At 38.9% G+C, this 18,682-nt stretch carries 17 protein-coding genes; 5 read left to right on the top strand and 12 right to left on the bottom strand.

The window, feature by feature from the left end:
• Positions 1-8 precede the first annotated feature (8 nt).
• Positions 9-194: a hypothetical protein gene (locus MKS89_RS10380; RefSeq protein WP_072956818.1), complete on the top strand. Its 186-nt coding sequence runs from the start codon at positions 9-11 to the stop codon at positions 192-194.
• A 125-nt stretch (positions 195-319) separates the two neighbouring features.
• Here the strand turns inward: MKS89_RS10380 and MKS89_RS10375 are convergent, their stop codons facing one another.
• Together MKS89_RS10375 and MKS89_RS10370 are read right to left on the bottom strand one after the other, a co-directional pair.
• A complete protein-coding gene (locus tag MKS89_RS10375; protein ID WP_072956821.1) occupies positions 320-769 on the bottom strand; it encodes a DUF4234 domain-containing protein in 450 nt (149 codons plus the stop codon).
• Positions 770-1,114 (bottom strand): hypothetical protein, encoded by a 345-nt coding sequence (locus MKS89_RS10370; RefSeq protein ID WP_072956824.1) that lies wholly within the window; start codon positions 1,112-1,114, stop codon positions 770-772.
• A gap of 784 nt (positions 1,115-1,898) precedes the next feature.
• Here MKS89_RS10370 and MKS89_RS10365 point away from each other — a divergent pair.
• Positions 1,899-3,395 (top strand): hypothetical protein, encoded by a 1,497-nt coding sequence (locus tag MKS89_RS10365; RefSeq protein ID WP_072956827.1) that lies wholly within the window; start codon positions 1,899-1,901, stop codon positions 3,393-3,395.
• A gap of 188 nt (positions 3,396-3,583) precedes the next feature.
• On the opposite strand, the gene MKS89_RS10360 is transcribed toward MKS89_RS10365, so the two are convergent.
• Positions 3,584-4,354: a substrate-binding periplasmic protein gene (locus MKS89_RS10360; protein WP_072956830.1), complete on the bottom strand. Its 771-nt coding sequence runs from the start codon at positions 4,352-4,354 to the stop codon at positions 3,584-3,586.
• A gap of 561 nt (positions 4,355-4,915) precedes the next feature.
• Between MKS89_RS10360 and MKS89_RS10355 the strand changes: the two genes are divergently transcribed.
• Positions 4,916-5,632 carry a class I SAM-dependent methyltransferase gene (locus MKS89_RS10355; protein WP_077316545.1) on the top strand — a complete coding sequence of 239 codons (717 nt, stop codon included), beginning with the start codon at positions 4,916-4,918 and terminating at the stop codon, positions 5,630-5,632.
• A gap of 273 nt (positions 5,633-5,905) precedes the next feature.
• Here the strand turns inward: MKS89_RS10355 and MKS89_RS10350 are convergent, their stop codons facing one another.
• Positions 5,906-7,459 (bottom strand): MFS transporter, encoded by a 1,554-nt coding sequence (locus tag MKS89_RS10350; RefSeq protein ID WP_072956833.1) that lies wholly within the window; start codon positions 7,457-7,459, stop codon positions 5,906-5,908.
• Between the two features lie 277 nt (positions 7,460-7,736).
• Between MKS89_RS10350 and MKS89_RS10345 the strand changes: the two genes are divergently transcribed.
• Positions 7,737-8,363 (top strand): TetR/AcrR family transcriptional regulator, encoded by a 627-nt coding sequence (locus MKS89_RS10345; protein WP_072956836.1) that lies wholly within the window; start codon positions 7,737-7,739, stop codon positions 8,361-8,363.
• A gap of 144 nt (positions 8,364-8,507) precedes the next feature.
• A complete protein-coding gene (locus MKS89_RS10340) occupies positions 8,508-8,846 on the top strand; it encodes a DUF2956 family protein (protein WP_072956838.1) in 339 nt (112 codons plus the stop codon).
• Positions 8,847-9,405: 559 nt separating this feature from the next.
• Here MKS89_RS10340 and MKS89_RS10335 read toward each other — a convergent pair.
• The 8 genes from MKS89_RS10335 to MKS89_RS10300 all read right to left on the bottom strand — a co-directional run bounded on the left by MKS89_RS10335 (position 9,406) and on the right by MKS89_RS10300 (position 18,584).
• Positions 9,406-11,454 (bottom strand): C39 family peptidase, encoded by a 2,049-nt coding sequence (locus MKS89_RS10335; RefSeq protein WP_072956840.1) that lies wholly within the window; start codon positions 11,452-11,454, stop codon positions 9,406-9,408.
• A gap of 497 nt (positions 11,455-11,951) precedes the next feature.
• Positions 11,952-12,905: a reverse transcriptase family protein gene (locus MKS89_RS10330; protein ID WP_072956843.1), complete on the bottom strand. Its 954-nt coding sequence runs from the start codon at positions 12,903-12,905 to the stop codon at positions 11,952-11,954.
• Positions 12,902-13,186, bottom strand: coding sequence for a helix-turn-helix domain-containing protein (locus MKS89_RS10325; RefSeq protein WP_072956845.1), 285 nt, complete (start codon positions 13,184-13,186; stop codon positions 12,902-12,904). Before MKS89_RS10325 ends, MKS89_RS10330 begins: the two co-directional genes overlap by 4 nt.
• Before the next feature lie 51 nt (positions 13,187-13,237).
• Positions 13,238-13,471, bottom strand: coding sequence for a hypothetical protein (locus tag MKS89_RS10320; protein WP_072956847.1), 234 nt, complete (start codon positions 13,469-13,471; stop codon positions 13,238-13,240).
• 760 nt (positions 13,472-14,231) lie between these two features.
• Positions 14,232-14,933 carry a hypothetical protein gene (locus tag MKS89_RS10315; RefSeq protein WP_072956850.1) on the bottom strand — a complete coding sequence of 234 codons (702 nt, stop codon included), beginning with the start codon at positions 14,931-14,933 and terminating at the stop codon, positions 14,232-14,234.
• Between the two features lie 4 nt (positions 14,934-14,937).
• The gene (locus tag MKS89_RS10310; RefSeq protein WP_072956853.1) at positions 14,938-15,396 is read right to left on the bottom strand and encodes a hypothetical protein; all 459 of its coding nucleotides are present in this window, start codon (positions 15,394-15,396) and stop codon (positions 14,938-14,940) included.
• A gap of 1,051 nt (positions 15,397-16,447) precedes the next feature.
• Positions 16,448-17,074, bottom strand: coding sequence for a hypothetical protein (locus MKS89_RS10305; RefSeq protein ID WP_072956856.1), 627 nt, complete (start codon positions 17,072-17,074; stop codon positions 16,448-16,450).
• 421 nt (positions 17,075-17,495) lie between these two features.
• Positions 17,496-18,584: a tyrosine-type recombinase/integrase gene (locus tag MKS89_RS10300; protein WP_072956858.1), complete on the bottom strand. Its 1,089-nt coding sequence runs from the start codon at positions 18,582-18,584 to the stop codon at positions 17,496-17,498.
• Positions 18,585-18,682: the final 98 nt, after the last annotated feature.

Genomic DNA, 18,682 nt, shown 5'->3' with positions numbered 1-18,682 from the left:
AGTCTCCAATGACAAATTCAGATCTTGAGCAACAAACTAACAAGCCTTTACACCTTATCGCCCGCGAATACCTGATGCTCCTGCAAGGCTCATGTACCGATCCGAGCACCAACTACTGTGAACTCTGGCATGTACTGACTTTTCTGCATAATTTGATTACCGCTTCAGAAGCCGAATATTTGCAGGAGGATTAAAAGAGTGGGGTTGGTGAGTCTTGATCTTGCAAATCCACATAAAAGTTAATTGCAAACAATTTTAGATTGTACTAAAAAATTAAAAGGCTACCCAATGAGTAGCCTTTTGAAACCATTTATTAATTTTAAGCTGTCGATTTTTCAGAAAGGACATTTGATTTTTCTACTTCGTCTTCAAGCTCATTTATACAAAAATTGATGTAATAAACATTAAAAAATAAAGTGTAAAATGAGTTCATTGAATAATCTATCTTATAATTATTCAACATCATCTTCTGTATGGCTTTTTTAGCTTTAAATGCCCAAGCGACATAGAATATACAAGATAAAATACTTAACAAACCACCGATTGCAGATACTTCAGGATCAGCAGATAAAGCCGAAGACCAACCAATAAAAGCAGCTAAAACAATCAGAATTCGATAATCAAAAAACTTATCTTCTAATATTTCTTCCATTACACTATTGTTTTTAAATAACCACATTACATTGTAAATACCTAAAGTTGCAATTGATAGTAGAACAAAGTTTGATGTTTTAGTATTTACTTTATTTTTTAATAGATTCGCTTTCATTTAGTTTAACCCATATACGCTTACATAAAATTCTTCACCACTGTCGGTCACTTCCACTGTATAAGTAATTGGGATCTCATTAGATTCACCCGTTTTACTCGCATGGATCTCGAGTTGTGCCGCACATTCAAACATACCTGTTTTATCATCTTCATCCGTTGTTCTAATAGCACTCACAGAATATGAAAATAATTTTGCTACTTCTGCACCTACCTGTTTAACCATTTCATCATTTGCAATTTCTTTCACCAAATCTGTTGTTTCAGTATCCCCACACTTTGGAACGGATGGCGAGCATCCGCCTAAAAAAACTATTAACGGCAGACACAATAATATTCTTCTCATATATAGACACCTTATTACATCCTAATAATCAGTACTTTATACTATACTAACTCAATAGCTTAGGGTAGTGTTGAATATCATAATTTTGATAATTTTATATATAAAATCGATGTTTCTTTTAAACAGTCAAGTAAGAATATATGAAATAAGGTGCATTATTTTCAATAGAGATATTGATAATTCCTGACACTCCATTTTTTCAAAAGTGTCTTTAAATGACTTAGAAAAGCTATCTTTGATAAGAGGAAAATACAGAGGACTGAGATAAATAGCTCAAGTAAATGTTGTATTTCAACCAGTCGATCTGTTGAGGTAATCAATTTCAATTCACTACAAATAAGGTTACAGAATAAGAATTTTGTTTATTAAAATAATGTTGCATATTAAAAATCTAGTTGTAATTCAATATTGTTCATATAGATAAAGATGGCGTACCTGCCACCATCTAGAGGATGCTACGGACATTCTTTCAAATACTTGGGGCGGTTGTTAAGATAGCCCTCTGTTTGTCGGAATTTCGGGAATTCCAATCGGGCCCATAGTTTGCAAAACTGTAGGGGGAGTTAATTCGACCCTGAATGATACCCTGAGCAGTATCATCAGAATAATTGAGCTACCATCCCGAATATCTTTCCAGATTGGATGATACGAAGAGAGTATAATCCAATCTGTGTCATTAAGCCTTGAAGAGATTTACCCGTTTTTCTCATGAAATATCCAGCGTTTTGTTTTTGACTCCCTCATATATTAGTAACCATCAATCAGTGAGGATGAGGATACAGAAATGCGAAGTAATCCTATGACAAAAGGCAAGCCACGTGGCGAAATTTCCAATCAAGAAGCGCCGCTTCCTTCTGCTTTAAATGAACTGGAAATGGATGAAATCAGCAGTCAGATATTGCTCCAGAAGAAAGTTCGGGTTCTGTTATATCAGGAAATTCCGGAAATTCTTGAATCACTGACGACCAGTCAGGTCATTCAGCTCCGGAAAGAATTTATACAGTATATAGCTGAATGCATTATCGATATTGTTGATAGTGAAGTCGGAGAGATTCGTCTGACTAATGCATCTGTTGGCGCTAAATTAGGCTGGTATGTCACTGAAACCTTATTGAAGGTAGCGTTGAATATGGCCTCTCAGTCAATTGGTGGCATCATTCTTGACTCTTTACATGAGGTTTTGAACACGCATGGTTCTTCACCATTTGAACTCAATAAACAGATGAAAGAGGTCCATTTTTCCGATGGCAGCTCGGGTAATGTACAAACAAGGCATGCCCAACCTTGGACAGCCGTGAATGATATTAATTTTGATGTTTTTTACCGTCAGCTTCTGAGTGATATAGGCGATACGGCTTATGCTGATATAGAACGTGAGGTCAGCAAGTCGCTACTGGGACAAATTAAAGACAAAATGAGTACGTTTTTCTCTTGGCGTGATCGAACCCGCAACGGGTTGAAGTTTCAGACATTAACACATGAATCGGCGCTTGAAAGGCTGTTGATGCCTCTGGAAATATTAAGTTGGCGGATGACCATTGTCGAACAGTTAATTAATGCTGTGGTATTTGAAGAAATTGCTGAGGTGACCAAGCAGAAGACAGCGCATGATGCGAACTATAAACCCAATTTGAATGACTTGAAAACAGGGGTGAGAAATGCGAAACAGCGCATGGTCCGGCTGAATATTCATGGTTATATCACCTATCTGAACGACATTGCCCGCAGCTATATTCCCCGCGTGAATAAAAGGCGTTTGTCGACACTCATACTGGCAGAGACTCTGCTTGAGAATTCCCCAAATGTTTTGAGTCACTCGCAGGTATTCTCAAATTCATTCTGGCAATATCTTGATAAGAAAAAATTGATTGCTAAGCGAAAAGAGAATGCGCTGCCATCAGGAACCCCCCGAAAAGATCTCCAGATCTACAAACTGGAGATGGATAAGACATACGCCAACAAGAGGACGGACGATAAGCTCTGGAAGATGGTGGATGAGTCCTTCCGTCATCGGCGCTTAGCCACGACGACCAGTGATAATCAATTTGGGCCAACCAGCAGTTTAGCGTGCTTTCTTGCAGCTGAATTGTTTGTTGATGAGAACTCAGAAAATGAGAAGCAAATTATCAAGGATGTTCATCAGGATTCCTCCTATCGGGCCTATACCCAATTTATTGATCTGGATAAATCGGATCGGGATTTTCTGGAGAATAAGCAAAAAACTGAGGAACTGAAACTGAGTATAGGCGTGCCATCTTATCTCTACCCCAAAAAGAATTGATGAACCATCCCGATAACACGCTTGAATCAACAGGTCTTTTTGGACACTTTTGCGGTCAAGGCAAAAGTGTCTGGGGCGCAAGCATCGAATCGTGGAGAAATCGATGAACCCAATGCGCACCATACAATGACACTCAAGATAGCGTAAATAAACCTAGTTGACTAAAGTTCGGCAAGTGGATAAAAACGCTATTCGTGTAGATAGGTGTGAACGAGTTCATCATACTTACCAGAGCGCTTCAATTCATCTAAGGCTTGTTGCCATTTATCAATCTCATCATCTGAGTGGTCTTTTGAAAAAGCGATATATCCAGCGTTCTTTTGAACCAAAATCGGCGTTTTCCGAATTTGTTTATAGGTGACTTCTGCCTGACTCATCATCGCTTTGATTAAGGAGTCACTGACAGGCACTAAGTCTATCCGATCAATTGCCAGCATTTTTAGGCAAGCACTCCAGGTATTGACGTCATAAACGTTATTGAATCCTTGAGCGATCAGGTTTTCGTGCTGTGACGTTCCCCGAAGAACGCAGATCCGCGGAACCTCTTTAGCTTGCTCAAAGTTGGTGATAGGGGGTGTTTGATGCACCGATTCATAAAAATAGACATTATCAACCTGCAGCGGGCCAACCCACTTATACAATTTTTCTCTTAGCTTAGTTCTTGCGATGTTAAATAGAGCCTTTCTTTTCTTCTTGAGTTCAATTTGTCCACGTTTGAATGGTATGACATGAAATTGAACCGGATGCCCGACAAGAAGCATCATTTCACGGACAAGTTCCACATTAAACGCTCGTCTGCCACCATGCTTTAGACCGCGCAATTCACCATTTTCGTCAACATACACTTTCCCGAGGGTACTGTGGGTCAAAAAATCGGTTGTTTCGGCAACAGAGCTATTGGATAGCACGACCGCTAGTACAAGAAGGAAAAAGCTTATCTTATGACCATTACGTTTCATCTTCCATCCTCCCTCGAAACTGCACAAAACGAGTGACTATTTAGTACAGTGTAGCTTGAAATCAACCAAGAGTAAGAAGACGAAAGGGAAACGAATAACCGGGGCATACAGCTTATTGCAAGAGAGGTGATTCAACCCAATTCAGTGATGTCCATAGGATATGACCGCTATAATGGTAGCCTATAGTGGTCGTATCCACATAAAAATGGGCAACGGACACCACGGGGAAACGCAGTGATAATAAAGCGCCATTTCGGGACAGCTTTGCGGTGCTCGGGTAGTTGTCTGTGGCTGGAATCGTACTCTTAAAAGATTGTACTATCGTGTCGAATGCGTTGGCTTGGAGGGGGGATGAGAAGAGGTGTAATCAATCATTTCGAGTGAGTTCAAATTTATTCTTGTCGGTGATATAGACATTTTATGATGACAAAACACTGATAAAGGCGAGTGTCCAGTTTATACACTATACTGGAAAACTTAAGGGTGTTGAACGCTAGTATTGTCAAAGATGTCTCCCTTTCTATCAAAATTTAAACTAATGCGATACTAACGGAGAGATGAATGACCAATGAGAAATATATCGAACAGAACAGATATTTTAATTATAGAAATGTAGAACCTACGCTATATGATAATGTTGTACTGCCAGCCTGGATAAAATCAGAAATCGATGATCATAATGCTAATATATTGGATTATGGATGTGGATTTGGACAACTGATGCAAGCTCTATTAAATGAAAAATACATGAATGTGTTTGGTTTGGATATAGAAAAAAGTGCAATATCACACTGTCATAGTAAAAATTTAAATGTCATGGAGTTAGATTTAAATGAATTGCATAATCCATTCAATATTAAATTTGATGTAATTATTTTTTCTCATGTCATTGAACATATGCCGAAAGAAAAAATAATTAAGAAATTAGAATTTATCAAAAATACATTTTTATCTGAAAATGGTAAGTTTTTAATCGCTGTTCCAAATGCACAGGCAAATACTGATGCATATTGGGCTTATGAGGACTGGACTCATACGACACTGTTTACCTCTGGGTCAATTTATTATGTTTTGAAAGCAGCGGGTTTTAACAATGTAGAATTTTTAGATATAGATTGTACTTTAGGGATTCGCTCAAAGTTAAAAAAATTGATAGTAAAATTCTTGTTGAAAATATATATATGTAAGAAAATTTTCTGGAATAAAGTAACTAATAGTCCCTATCATAAACCATCACCACAGATATTTAGCTATGAAATTAAGTGTAAAGCTTATTAGATCATTTCACGATCAGAGGCTGTTCATTATTCTGTGTCAGGCTTATTTTTTTATAAATCCAAGTACTTTCTTCGAAGCGGATGCTCAACTGAGACAATATCAGATTCCTGTGTTATACCTAATGCGTCCACTTGTCACTGGCTTTCTACGTACCCGGATAGCAATCTAAACAAGCAGGTTTCATTGGCAGCCACCCTTTACTTTATAATGAACAGCATCGAGCCGTATCTAAATCCCGTTCCTACCATACTGCTAAGCTCGGTGATGTTTACACTAGGATGCTGTCTTGTCGTGGGCGTGTTGATGTACTTCTTTGTGGCTGCCAGCTTTACCACCAGCATGACTAGACGAGGTTTGTCTGTCATTGGTGAAAATTGCCAGTAAGACTGCGGCGAGCAGGCTGAGTAAGCCCGCACAGAACATAACCATACCAAATCCCGCCGCTATAGAGGCTCGGTAGGCCGAGACGAGTTCTTTACGGCCTGCGGGGAAATCATTGCTGACGACTGCGCGGCGGGCAACTTCAATGGCATCAGGCATGTTATCGGTGTTGATGATCCCGGCCATGTTTTGGATCGCATAGAGGCTCATGATGCTGCCAAGCACGGCAATTGCCAGCGTCATGCCTACCTGCCGCAGGGCATTCATGGTTGCAGATGCGATCCCTGCACGTTCGACGGGTGCATATCCCATAACCATCATCCCAGTCGCAGGGACGGTGATACCCATTCCCAAACCAAGGAACACCAGAGGAACGGCGACGAAAATGTAGGAGGTATCGGTGCTAAACAGCGACATTGCACACAGAGACACACCGATCAGCGCGTATCCGCCGACCATTAGTTTTTTCAGCGCAATATATTGGGCCATTCGGCCAAATAGAAGCGATGACACCCCCATAACCATGAACTGAGGCATTAGGTGCCACCCGGCTACCGATGGTGTGTCGCCCCGAGCCTGCTGTAGGTAGAGTGATAGGAAAAAGAGGCTGGCATAGGCCGAAAAGCCCAGAGCAAAAGAGGCTAGGTTTGCCACGGCCAAAGAGATATTGCGAAAAAGCTGAATGGGGAACAGTGGCCGTTTGATGGTCAATTCTGTCCGGACAAAAGCCGCAAAAGCCACCACGGCACAGAAGAGCGGAAGCAGGACTTTCTCCGTAGAAGCGCCATGTTCGCCAATTTCAATGAGTGCATAACTGAGTATCCCAAGCCAAATCATACTTAATATCTGGCCAACCGGATCAAACGCTGCATGTTCAGGATATTTGCGCTCGACAATTCCCCAGACCCCAAGTAAAGCCGCAATGAGACCAATGGGAACATTGACCAGAAAGATGCTTGACCAGCCAATATGCTCAATCAGCAAGCCACCGATTAAAGGCCCCGAAACCAATGACAAGGCATTACAAGCCGACCATCCACCGATGGCTCGTGCACGTTGGCGGGGATCGGGAAATGCGTGGGTCAGGATAGGCATGGCGCCGGGGATCAGCAGTGCACCGGCAACCCCTTGTACTCCACGGCCCCACAGCAAGGTGTTCAGATCGGTGGAAAAGGCGCAAATCACAGAGCCTATAACAAATAGGGCAACACTGCTCAGCCACACCCGCTTGTGCCCATATTTATCGCCCAGAGGGCCTGCGGACAGCATCACTGCAGAGAGTGCGATAGCATAAATGTTAATAATCCACTGAAGTCCTGACATATCTGCATGGAGGGCCTCCTGAAGTGTCGGCAACGCGACGTTGACAATACTGATGTCCAGTGTCGACAGAAAGGTCCCCAGATAGGCCGCGATGACCAGAGCATGAGTTCGATATCGTTGCATGAACGCTTTCCATTAAGTGAGAATGAATCTCAATACTACATATTGACCGTCGGTCGGTCAATATGTAGATAACGTCGTAACTTGGATGGGAAAGCTCCATAATCGCAGGATTTGGCCTGTCGTTTTTGATATGCTTACGAAAACTTTCCGGTGAATGAATCTAAGGTAACTTTGGTCGTATCACTTTGAATCCGTTGCTTGATATTCGCGATAACCTCAAGTTCACGCGCCACGAATGTGCAAGCGGCACAGTTTGAAATGGAAAACACTGCTTACGATGAGATATAAAACGAACCATACGGCGTCTGCTCCTTCGAAAGTCAGGCGTGTCAAACCTGCGGAAGTTCGCCTGGGTGAGTTGATGTCAGCCGCCGAACAACTGTTTCTTGCCAAAGGGGTCGATTCGACGACCATTAACGAGATTGTCGAGTTGGCACAGGTTGCCAAAGGTACTTTTTACCATTATTTCGCTTCTAAGAATGAGTTGCTTGCCGCCATGGGGGAGCGCTATACCGCCCAGTTTTTACAGCGGCTTGAAGAGAAAATCGAGACTTGTCAAGCAGATGACTGGCTGGGCCGACTTTGCGTCTGGATTCAGGAAAGCATTAAGGCTTACGCAGACACGTACCGCCTGCATGATATTGTTTACACCAATCATCATCACCATAACCGCTCGAACCGGGAGAAGAATGCGATTCTCGCGCAGTTGCAGCTCATTCTCGAAAACGGCACCCGTGTTGGCGTGTGGCAGATTGCTGAGCCACGTATTACCTCGCTCCTGATTTATGCCGGTGTACACGGTGTGACCGACGACATTATTGCTTCTCCGGAAACCGATCGGGAGCATTTTATCCGCGTGGTCCTTGCGGATTGCCTGCGGATGGTCGGGGTCTCGGAGCGATGAAGACTTTCGAAAGACAATCGAGACTGGTATTGTGTTTGTTTTATTAAAATATCAGTGACCTAAACAGGCCATAATATGCCAAATATAGCGAATGGATGTGTGTGCTGTTAAAGCGTTAATTTTCCGATATGAAAAGATTAAGTTATGCATAAAAAACAAGCAGTAGAACCTTCACAAAAAACAAAGGAAGAGGCGATGGATATCGCTAGAGCGACACAGCTCCCGGGTCAAAAGAAAGCGGAGACACAACGTATTGCTCAAGGTATTGAAAAAGGTATTGCGCTTTACAAGAAACAACAGAAAGCCAAAGCAAGGGCTGCCGACAAAGCCAAAAAGCAAGAAGCGAAATCAAAGGCGAGGCGCCAAGACGATGAGCCAGTGACATTAGTCGAAACCAAGATTGAAACAAAGGTATCACCACTGCCTTGGGTGTTATTAATTGCGTCATGGATCGGTTTCTTATTGTTCTATTTTTTGAGATAGTTTCGCTTTAGTGTTGTAAGTGACTCGCTCTCCCCTTTATTTAGTTCCGGCTACACTTTTTTATGTTCATTCAACCAAGAAGATTGATGAACATGGAGAACGATTCAATGAACAGCAAATCATTGCCATTTTAAAAGATGTGGAAATCAGCCAGTACTTCGTTGGGAGAAACGACCTATAGTCAATCATGCAAGCATAGAAGCATGTAGGCTGTCGATTTAACTCGGTGATATTTGACGGGGTCTAAAACAAGAAAAACCCTTGATAAATCAAGGGCTTGAATGTGGCGGAGAGATAGGGATTTGAACGCTATCCACTCCGAATAAACCCTAAAATTAATCTATATTTATCAGCTAGTTAACTCTGGTGCTTTAACCGTCTTGTTGCAATAAATGGAACCAATTGGAAAGACTATAACGAAAGGGAAGCAAGTACGCAACTGTAGTATGTTATATATCAAATCAATGGGTTAGATAAGTTTCAAATGTTCAGTATAACAATGCTAGACTATATCTAATAATTAATATGAATCATTATGTATTTTAAAAAGTAAAGCTAATTACTTCTCTGGTTTGTAAAAATCAGCCGTTATAGTTTTTCTCGATTCGCGGAAAATGTCCTTGAACTTTTCAAGAGCATTGGTGAGTAATTCGTCAGTATTGCTGTAATCAGTACTATATCGGCCAGACTTTGAGTTAATAAACCAACCGCTTTGAGACCTTCTTAGCTCACCAGCAATTCGTGAAGGTTTAAATCCGGTTAGTGTGGGATGACCTTTACCATTTTCTTCTTTTCCAATTAAAAGAACTCCTTCACTAGATATCGTCCAGAGCAAGTAAGAGCTCTGGTCATCTTTGACAATGTCGGTATACAGTTCTTCTAAAGTTTTTTCTGTGGATGCATAGTATTTATCAACTTTTGAGTTAAGTATGTCACCTGCATTCATCTCAGTATTTTTTATATACTTTGGTGCTCGCAATTCACCAAAGGTTCTATCAAGATAAGATGCCAAACTATCAGGTTCAGGTTCAAGGTATTTAAGGAAAGAACCATAAAAGCTATTGATATCGACATCGGTTAAATTGTTATCTTGTTTAAGTACTTGTTTTTGACATTCGAGGACAAGATCGGTGAGATCCTTATCATGTACAAATAATGCAGACACTGCATTTCCTTGAGGGATATCTGTAGCATCAAACAATATTTTAAATATACATTTGGAGTTTGATTTAAAGTTTGCAACCCACTGGTAACGGGCATAGCTACCCGTAAGAAATTTCACTTTTTCTTTTTGTAAAGATTCAGCATGTTCACCAGTATATGTTTCATTAAATAATTGTTGCCGAATATCTGAAATCTCAGACAATGATACATCAAAAGTTAGATTATTACGGTAATCCCTAACTGCCGCCTCACCTTGAGTATCTGCTATGTTATTCAATATATCGTCATAAATGGACTTTATATGTGAACATGTATTGCGAGCAAAGCTTGATGGTAAACGTACTTTGTGTGGTGCAGGTATAATTAAACTATTTAAAACTAAGATTTCGTGTGGATCTTTCCATTTTCCATCATCGTCTTTTTCTTGAAGCGCTAATCCCCAACTCACTTCAGTCTCTACTTTTTCCTTATCTATCTCGACAAATCCAGCTCTTGCAAAAGGTCCCAAACGGTCATCATGTACATATATCGCTTGATTTTCAGGTTCATTTGTAGATTTATAACCAACAATGGTAATAGCGTGTCCATCCAAACGGGTTAGTTCTTGATCGCTTTTACAATAGACATCAACTCCGAGAATTAGGGGTATCTTACTGTCAATGTATGTTTTGACTGTAGTAAAAAAAGTATCTGCTGAATATGCAGAAATGTCAGCGGTGTGATGCTTGATCTTTTCAAAATCTAACGCACGAAGAATTTGTTTATTTGACAAATCACGATTAGGAAAGCTATTACTTGATCCACTGATATGATTAAGTGCATTTGTAGTTATTTCGCTGCATGCTGGTATTTGTCGTACATCTTTCCAGTGCATCGCATGTAATGATGACCAGATAGCAGTGGTGGCACATGCTGAAACAACTTTATCTTGTTCCTGAAAGGCTACAGACGTTACTTTTAATGGGATACCGAACAAGTCAACCGAGTAGTCTCTTACAAGACAGCGCTTGCGGTCATCAGATTGATTAACGGTTGGATAAGGTTTTAAGCATGTTTTACCTATAAATGTTTTAGCTAGCGGTTTAATAACAACAAAACCAAGATACGAATTCTGCAAGGTTTGAATCCCATTCTGATCTCCGAAAGCTAAGTACTCCGTCATTTTTTGATGGTCTAATTCTTCGGAGAAAAAGTGCAACCGAGCGGTCATGAAGCCATTGTTTCCAAAACATTTTACATAATAATGGTTAAAGTCTTCTAGATAATCTTTGTCCACATATTTTGGCTCGAGTAGTACTGACTTAGCGTCTAAGTCCTTAAGATAACGGTATATATAATCAACCTGTGATTTTCTAAAAATATCAGGAAAGTCAGTACCAAAGCATTCTTTAACAAGATTACTCAGTTCACCTTTAGCAAATCTGGAGACAAGATAGGAGTTCATAAGTTTTCCGCAAAAAAATAGCAGCCATTGGCTGCTATATGAAAGAGGATCTGAATTAAAGGCTGTATGTTCGTGCTAGGAACTGCTTCGAGCTAGATGAGCGTTTTGATGATTGCTCATTATCTTGTTGCTGTAGGCGAACACGAAGACTTTTAACCTGTTCTGACGTTACCGGCGTACTTTTAGCTGCCGCGATCAGTTCTTTAATGCTCATAAATTCACCTGTACCTTTAAAACAATGTAGTCATTATATGATATCGACAATGCTTTAGACAAGTTTAACGTGTCAAAATATATACTGTGCTCTCAATCTGGAGAAACAAAGAGCGCTTAAATCTATTGCATTCTATCACGTTAATTTGATTAATAGTAAGGCTTTTCAAACTGGATTTATAAGGGCGTTAGCGCCTTATACCGTCGACTTATGAGGGACGAATAAGCATAGTCGGTCACTATGTGTATCGATTTATATACAATTGATATGAAATTATACAGATTCAGTTACAGTCCCTAGTTATGGGGTTTACCGCAGTTAGCCTAGCTTTTAAGTCTTTAGCTTCTTTTGCATGCATTCGCCCCATTGTATTTATTCTTCCCATAGCACTGTTATAGGCGGATTGGTACTCGCTTGTCGTCGGGTCATCACCAAACGCTAGTTCACATTGATGGACAGCAGCTCGAATCTGATCTCTAGCTTTTTTGGGCATTGTTGGGGTGGTCTTATTGACGTTTACACCATGAACTTCTTGCCTATTATTCCTAGGCATTACTTTGTGTTTTTTACGGTTAGGTTTAGCGCCAACGCTACGAAATAGTGAATAGATAGAATTGATAATCTCGGATTTTTCAGCTTTTGATACAATGCGTTTAGTTGATACTGTAACATCATCAACATAACGTGTGTAGGTGAACCCTTTTGCTTCGAGTTTACTTACAAGTTCAGCTTCTCGTTTCCAAAGAATTAGATTGCATATATAGCTACTCGTTTTTGAACCCTGCACAACATATCCTTGATACGTCACTAGCTCAGCTAACAAATCAGCGACTTCATTAGAGAAACCAAAAACTCCGACCCACACTTCATGAACAACTTTCTTAGATATGCTTGGGAAGAAGTTAGAGATATCTTCACTAATAAGCATTTTTGACGATACATGTTGTTTAGCATCAGAGATGTAGTCTCGTTTTTTGATACTCCCTTGAAGAAATCGAGGGTAATCAACTTTTTTTAGAAAGACTTCTGATATTTTACTATGTACTGTTTTGAGGATAGGCCGAACGTCATAAGTTAGACGAAGTGAGCCATCAGGTTTTTCAATCTTTTTCGTGAGAAAATAATAGTCATCAGATTTAGCGGCAAGTTCATGTAGTTCGTTTAAAGACATACCAAGCGCTAAAGCTAGTGATGACAAGTTAGCTATTGAAGCATGTGGGTATACAGGCAGGTTCAACAATCTTGTTCCATTAAAGAAAGTGCCGTATGGGCTAATTTTTCTGACAGTTCATTACTTATGCCGTCCCTATCTTCTGTATCAGAAGCAAGAAACATAAATATACTAGTTGGAACACTCATTGCCTTACAGATTTGGTTAATCGTAGACAAGTTAGGATCTCTTTTCCCTTGTTCCAATAGAGTTAAGTAAGAAATAGAAACGTCAGCAGCTTTTGAAAGTTGAGTTTTCGTCATCCCTTTTTGAGTTCTACAAAGTGACAACGCTTTTCCAATATTCATCAGTTATCTCCAAAGAAAAGAAGTGACCTGCTGTAAATAACAACCTTATAGCTAGGACCACATTCTCAAAAGTGCCTCTACAGCAGGAATCAATTTAATCGCAGCCCCGATAATCTCAAGTAGTTGAGAACAAGACTTCTCTGTTCCATGTTGTTCGAGGTCGCTAATGATTTTGTCTAGCTTGGCTCGTTTACTGCTGTCCATAACATCATGCATCTCCTCTCGCATCAGTTTTAGTGATTCGATGGAGTTCTTTAAAAGATGGGGATTAGATTTATGCTTCATAATCAAAGACCTTTTCGTCATTCAGTGCAATATTGCACCAGTCGACAAAACAATACTGAACTGAATAGAAATGTTATGGACAACACAGGTCACTCATTCTTGGGGCTACTTTGTAGCCCCTCCAGTCGAATATTTGGTTCCGTTTCTCACTGTCATCGGTCAGTGACGTTACACATTTGCTGGGTAGTTGATTGCCAATAGAGACAATCGACTCTGATGAGTCACGATCTTGTTCAGATTTAGGTCATATCTTTTAAAGAGCATCAGAGTGGTTCACTCTGTACCTTTACAATAATACCTACTTTTAAACTAAACGCAACATTTTTTTACTGACAGTCAAATTTTCTATTATATTGTAAACAATAAGAGGCAATGGGGTCATAACTCTAAAAGAGTAACTAAATTATCATAGGGCATGTAGACTTTAAGTATTTCAGGGGGCTAATGCTTAAAGGCTAGGGATACTAACAGCCTACTTATTTATGGCTGCTTCATTTGTTGAGTATTCGCGTATCAGAGGGAAATATCACTATTAGAATGACATCGTGGCGCAGGGGCTTTAGCAATTGGTACACAGTATGTGATAACTAAAATGGGATACATTTTAATCTGCAAAATGATTACACCTATGCTTAATATAATTGCTATAGCCTGCAAGTATCTTCTCCTTTTTAACTTTTATTCTTTGCCCTCTGTTCCAGAGAAGTAGGCCAGTTGTATGGCAACCACGAAGTTAGTTAGCTCTGGCCTTTTATCATGTTTAGGATTTCATCAAATTAGCAAACTCTTCTAAGAATTCATCAATAGTCTGCTCTTGTTCAGTAGTGTCAGATGAAGCAGAATCTTCACTGTCAGCCGTTTCTGATTTATGAACTACTTTTTTTGCTATTTCAGGTATTGGTTGTATTGAAGCCGCAGCTTGCTCTTTGTTCGACATTACTAATACTAGCCATTTGCGAACCTGAGCTAACTTTTCTGTTATGAGTTTATACATAAGCAATGTATTGTTATTTTTCATGATAATGTACAAATCATCAACAAAACAGCAAAACTCTGCATGAATTGCTTGAAAATACTGATGTCTGCTATCAACACGGTTTAGTTGAGTTAAAAGTGATAAACGCGCAGACATAGCGTTTTTAGTACTAATTGAATCTGAATCACTTACTACAGTTAGATTTAATGAGAATAGCATTTGCTGAGAAAGCATTTTTGCTTCGTCATGATTTGACATAACTGATATTAGCCATACACGCAGTTCAGTTAATTTTTCAATTACCAAATTACATTTAGATAACGTTCTGTTTTTGCTCATTATCGTAAATAAATCATTTGTCAAAAACTTAAATTCTTCATGAAGTAATTTGTAGTGTTGGTGCTTAATCTCAATATCGTCCAGCTGATCAAAAAAAGGTTCTCTTTCTGAAAGGATTGGGAGGTATTCTCTAGGATTCATATTCATAATTTTATCTCATTCCTACATTATTGTTTTTTTGATTAAGATATTTTTTTAATTGTTTTAAACCGCCAAATCGTTTAGACAGATTCTTTATAATAAGAGCAAGTTTTCTTTCTCTTTTACGAAGATTAATATCACGCTGTTGTAACTTATCGCTTATATTGCTAGCAAAAGATAATGCGGATTCAATACGCTGATTTTTATCGTTCACAGATGCTAGTCGTTTTGCTGCATCTTTCTCTATCATCCAGTGTCGTCGAGATAGTCGTCGTCGTTTGGGGCCGTCCCGGGTCAATCCGCACTGAACTGAAACTTGTTCATAATATTCGGTTTGAAAGTCTCGCATGGCAGCTTTATATGCTCGCATTTTCTCTTTTGCGCTTCCGTATTTAACTGTATTTCTCGCTTTAACACCTTGGTGAACTGAACTTACATCAAGTACACCCTCAGCATTGATTTCAGGCAAGAGAATGTAGTGAACATGCCAAAATTCTTCGTCGCAGTGCGCTATAAGAGATACATACTTGTCACCATATTTGTTTTGTAAATACTTATGATTGAGTTGAATCCATTTCTGTAATTCAGGTGATTCCCAAGGTATCTCTGACGTTCTGCCCGGATACGAAGCTACACCAGCTGCTACAACAAGAGCATCCTTCCTTAGTTTACGCCCGATCGCATCCTTTGCTGTTGATGCTCTTTGCTCCGCTATCTTGATCGCATCTCATGGACTTTGACCAAAAATTAATACTGGCTTTTTTGGGGAAGCAACATGCGGGCACGCGTCAGGGACTACGACATAATTCTTTTGCCATGTTTTTTGCTGACTGTCGTTTATGAGTACGACTTGAAATTCTGGAAAATAATTCCAGATGAATAAATTGATAGCCTTGTATATTTTTCATTCTTATTTCTCTATTAACTTTATTTTATTAATATTACCATCTTAAAAAATAAAAACAAATACACATATTTATATATTTAATTGATTATATGAATATTTATATAATTGTTTTGTTTGTTTTATATAATTAATTGTATTTACTTATATTAGCAATAATATAAAATATTTTATTGCTTTTGATGCAGTAGTAACCTTAAACTATCTTTTAAATTATAACTCAATGTAAATAACTGCTTTTTTACTGGGGCTTTAAAGGGATGAAATTTCTGCTATATATAAATTGGCATAATAAGAATTATTAATATATTCACACATTGCACCGTTATTATGTACTATTTAATATGAAAATTAATTTATAAAATATTCATATTTTTAATGAGAATATTAGTCATATTTTTGCGAGTCAATTGGAATATATTTCTGATTTTAATTTTTCATCTAACGATGGAGTTATGATGTGTTCGAGTTCATATCGGAATTTTTTTTCACTGTCAACACAACGACTAACTTAACTCGTACAAAGTAAAATTTGGTAAAACTTTTCTGGAGACTTTAAGTAGTGCGAAGTACCCGACAGTCGGCCATTCGGCATAGGGCGTTAATACTATGAATGCTACTCAACCTCCGGTCGGTGACAGCCTATCTTACGTGAGACTTCTTGATAATAGTTTTCTTGAAATTGTCGCATCGCGACGTTATACGCCTCTTCTTTTTTGGCCTTGGATATATTACTAACGAGTTGTCTTGCTCGCAGGGCAGGGTGAATTGAAGTAATATCAAGATGATTTTGATCGTCAAGAGTAGGCAAAACATAAAAGCGGATAGTATAAAAATCCTCGTCCAAAGCCGCGAAAGAAGAAACAAACTGCTTATTAAATTGCTTTCGCAGAAAAGAATGAGTTAACTTAACCCAAGGGCGAAAATTGGGATCAGTTTGTGTCAATTTTTTGATTGGCGTAGGATAAGTAACGTATCCACGCAGTAAGATTAAACCATCTTTTCTGAGCTTCCTCCCCACGGTATCACGAGCTAATTCAGCTTGTTTTTCAGCCTTGACAAGAACTTCATCAAGAGTCAGTCCAGTCAAGTGCGTAGGCGGCTTAGGAAACAAAATGCGGGCCGGGTAACCAAACTGACGCATATCTTTTTTGATGACTTGTCTTGCACTTAACTTGTTCTGAGTCGGATATTTTGGAAATGCATCAAAATGAATGACTGATGTAGCTGACTTTGAGTTCATGACTATCAACCCCTCGGAAAAATAATGAAAAAAATTCAAATTAGATAACACTATGTAAATGTATTGTTTTTTACTAACTATATGAATAATCGAGATAAGTGTCAGCTTGACACGCTGAGTCTAAAAATAATAAACTGAGAATCAAGCCAAAATGCGTCATTTTCTTAGTTCTCTCTCTATATAAATAGCTACTGATTTGTTAGCTATCCTGCTTGCTTTTTGAGCAATTTACTCCTTGTACCGTTTTCACTACCGTATGACACAGACTTACTGGGCAACTCTTGTCATGCATGACAAGGACAAAAAGAATTTGTTTGAAATCAATAAAGGCATTTTTGACATTTTTAAAAATTTTTAGCATAAATATCAAACAGTAAGGCCAGCGGATTAAGTTTACTGGCCATTTAGTCAATTCCCGCTATTACTTCCTGCTTCCAAGTAGTGCTTCGGCTAAGACTGGCTTAGAAATCAAGAGATTCAACAAGTCTGTAATACCACTATCGTGCTCTTGTTCAAACTGAGAACGATTAGGTAACACTATTTGCTTAGTGTTGTTTGCAGTGCCAATGTGTGCGGCTAGCTGATCGGCATAATTTGCGCGATTATTTTGAGTAATCCAGCGTGCATATCTTCTTTCTGTTAGCTGACTGCTAGTGTGCCCCATTTGCGTCGAAATCCAGCCGATTGGAGCCCCACAGGTGAGGCTTTGGCTTGCATATGTATGCCGTAAATGACCAGGGCCTCTATGTTTAATATTCAACCTATTCAACAATGGCGTAAAGAACGAGTAAGCATATTGCTTTGAGCCAGTGAAAGGCTTTTTCGTTTTAGAATTCATAAAGACAAAACGGACTTTTTCTTTTTTGACTGTGTGATTATCTGATTGAACGATAGAGATAAATCTTGCTCGGAGATATGCCGTGTGTTGCTCTAACTGTTTTAATACGTCACATGCATCTTCAGACAATTCCACCGAGCGTGCTGATTTCGCTGTTTTAGGTACACGATACTTAGAATCTATGACAGATCTTCGCACTAATAATATACGTTTTTTAAGATCTATATCTTCCCAACAAAGTGCTAAAAGTTCACTAATACGTAAACCTGTGTATATACCTAATTTGAAAAGTAATTTTTCTGATAATGATACTGATTGATAGTTTAAAATTGCATCAATTTCTTCAAGAGTAAACGGCTGTGGTTCTTCAATATCTCGTTTGAAACATGAAATCTGATTAATAGGATTTGTATTGACAATACCATCAGCAATCGCGTGTATATAGATTTTATTCAATAAGCTTTTATGCGCATTCACTGTGCTAGCAGAATATTTTTGGTGAAGACCGTTAATATACGTACGTATATCAGAATATTTGAGGTTTTGGATATCGTGTTCACCGAGATCTCTTATTATTCTGTTCATTTTTGTTTTATCAGACTTGAATGTTGCATAAGCCAGTTCTGTTTGCATGAGCTTTAAAACTTGTTTGGCGATGTTTTTTACTTTCATAAATGTTCTTCCTTTGCCACAAAATTGTGGTTGTGTATTTGTTATCTGTGAGCAAATCTATCGGAAGTTTTATGCCTTGTAAATCCTTATTTTCTCTA

The sequence above is a fragment of the Vibrio gazogenes genome, assembly GCF_023920225.1.
GTDB lineage: Bacteria > Pseudomonadota > Gammaproteobacteria > Enterobacterales > Vibrionaceae > Vibrio > Vibrio gazogenes.
The sequence above is the reverse complement of the archived record's forward strand: the minus strand, read 5'-3'. Positions and strand labels throughout refer to the sequence as shown.

Coding starts and splice junctions, on each gene's coding strand:
- MKS89_RS10315 (WP_072956850.1), bottom strand. CDS start 14,933: ATGAATATGAATCCTAGAGAATACCTCCCAATCCTTTCAGAAAGAGAA.
- MKS89_RS10335 (WP_072956840.1), bottom strand. CDS start 11,454: ATGAACTCCTATCTTGTCTCCAGATTTGCTAAAGGTGAACTGAGTAAT.
- MKS89_RS10320 (WP_072956847.1), bottom strand. CDS start 13,471: ATGAAGCATAAATCTAATCCCCATCTTTTAAAGAACTCCATCGAATCA.
- MKS89_RS10365 (WP_072956827.1), top strand. CDS start 1,899: ATGCGAAGTAATCCTATGACAAAAGGCAAGCCACGTGGCGAAATTTCC.
- MKS89_RS10340 (WP_072956838.1), top strand. CDS start 8,508: ATGCATAAAAAACAAGCAGTAGAACCTTCACAAAAAACAAAGGAAGAG.
- MKS89_RS10355 (WP_077316545.1), top strand. CDS start 4,916: ATGACCAATGAGAAATATATCGAACAGAACAGATATTTTAATTATAGA.
- MKS89_RS10370 (WP_072956824.1), bottom strand. CDS start 1,114: ATGAGAAGAATATTATTGTGTCTGCCGTTAATAGTTTTTTTAGGCGGA.
- MKS89_RS10380 (WP_072956818.1), top strand. CDS start 9: ATGACAAATTCAGATCTTGAGCAACAAACTAACAAGCCTTTACACCTT.
- MKS89_RS10325 (WP_072956845.1), bottom strand. CDS start 13,186: ATGAATATTGGAAAAGCGTTGTCACTTTGTAGAACTCAAAAAGGGATG.
- MKS89_RS10305 (WP_072956856.1), bottom strand. CDS start 17,074: ATGAACTCAAAGTCAGCTACATCAGTCATTCATTTTGATGCATTTCCA.
- MKS89_RS10350 (WP_072956833.1), bottom strand. CDS start 7,459: ATGCAACGATATCGAACTCATGCTCTGGTCATCGCGGCCTATCTGGGG.
- MKS89_RS10345 (WP_072956836.1), top strand. CDS start 7,737: ATGAGATATAAAACGAACCATACGGCGTCTGCTCCTTCGAAAGTCAGG.
- MKS89_RS10375 (WP_072956821.1), bottom strand. CDS start 769: ATGAAAGCGAATCTATTAAAAAATAAAGTAAATACTAAAACATCAAAC.
- MKS89_RS10360 (WP_072956830.1), bottom strand. CDS start 4,354: ATGAAACGTAATGGTCATAAGATAAGCTTTTTCCTTCTTGTACTAGCG.
- MKS89_RS10300 (WP_072956858.1), bottom strand. CDS start 18,584: ATGAAAGTAAAAAACATCGCCAAACAAGTTTTAAAGCTCATGCAAACA.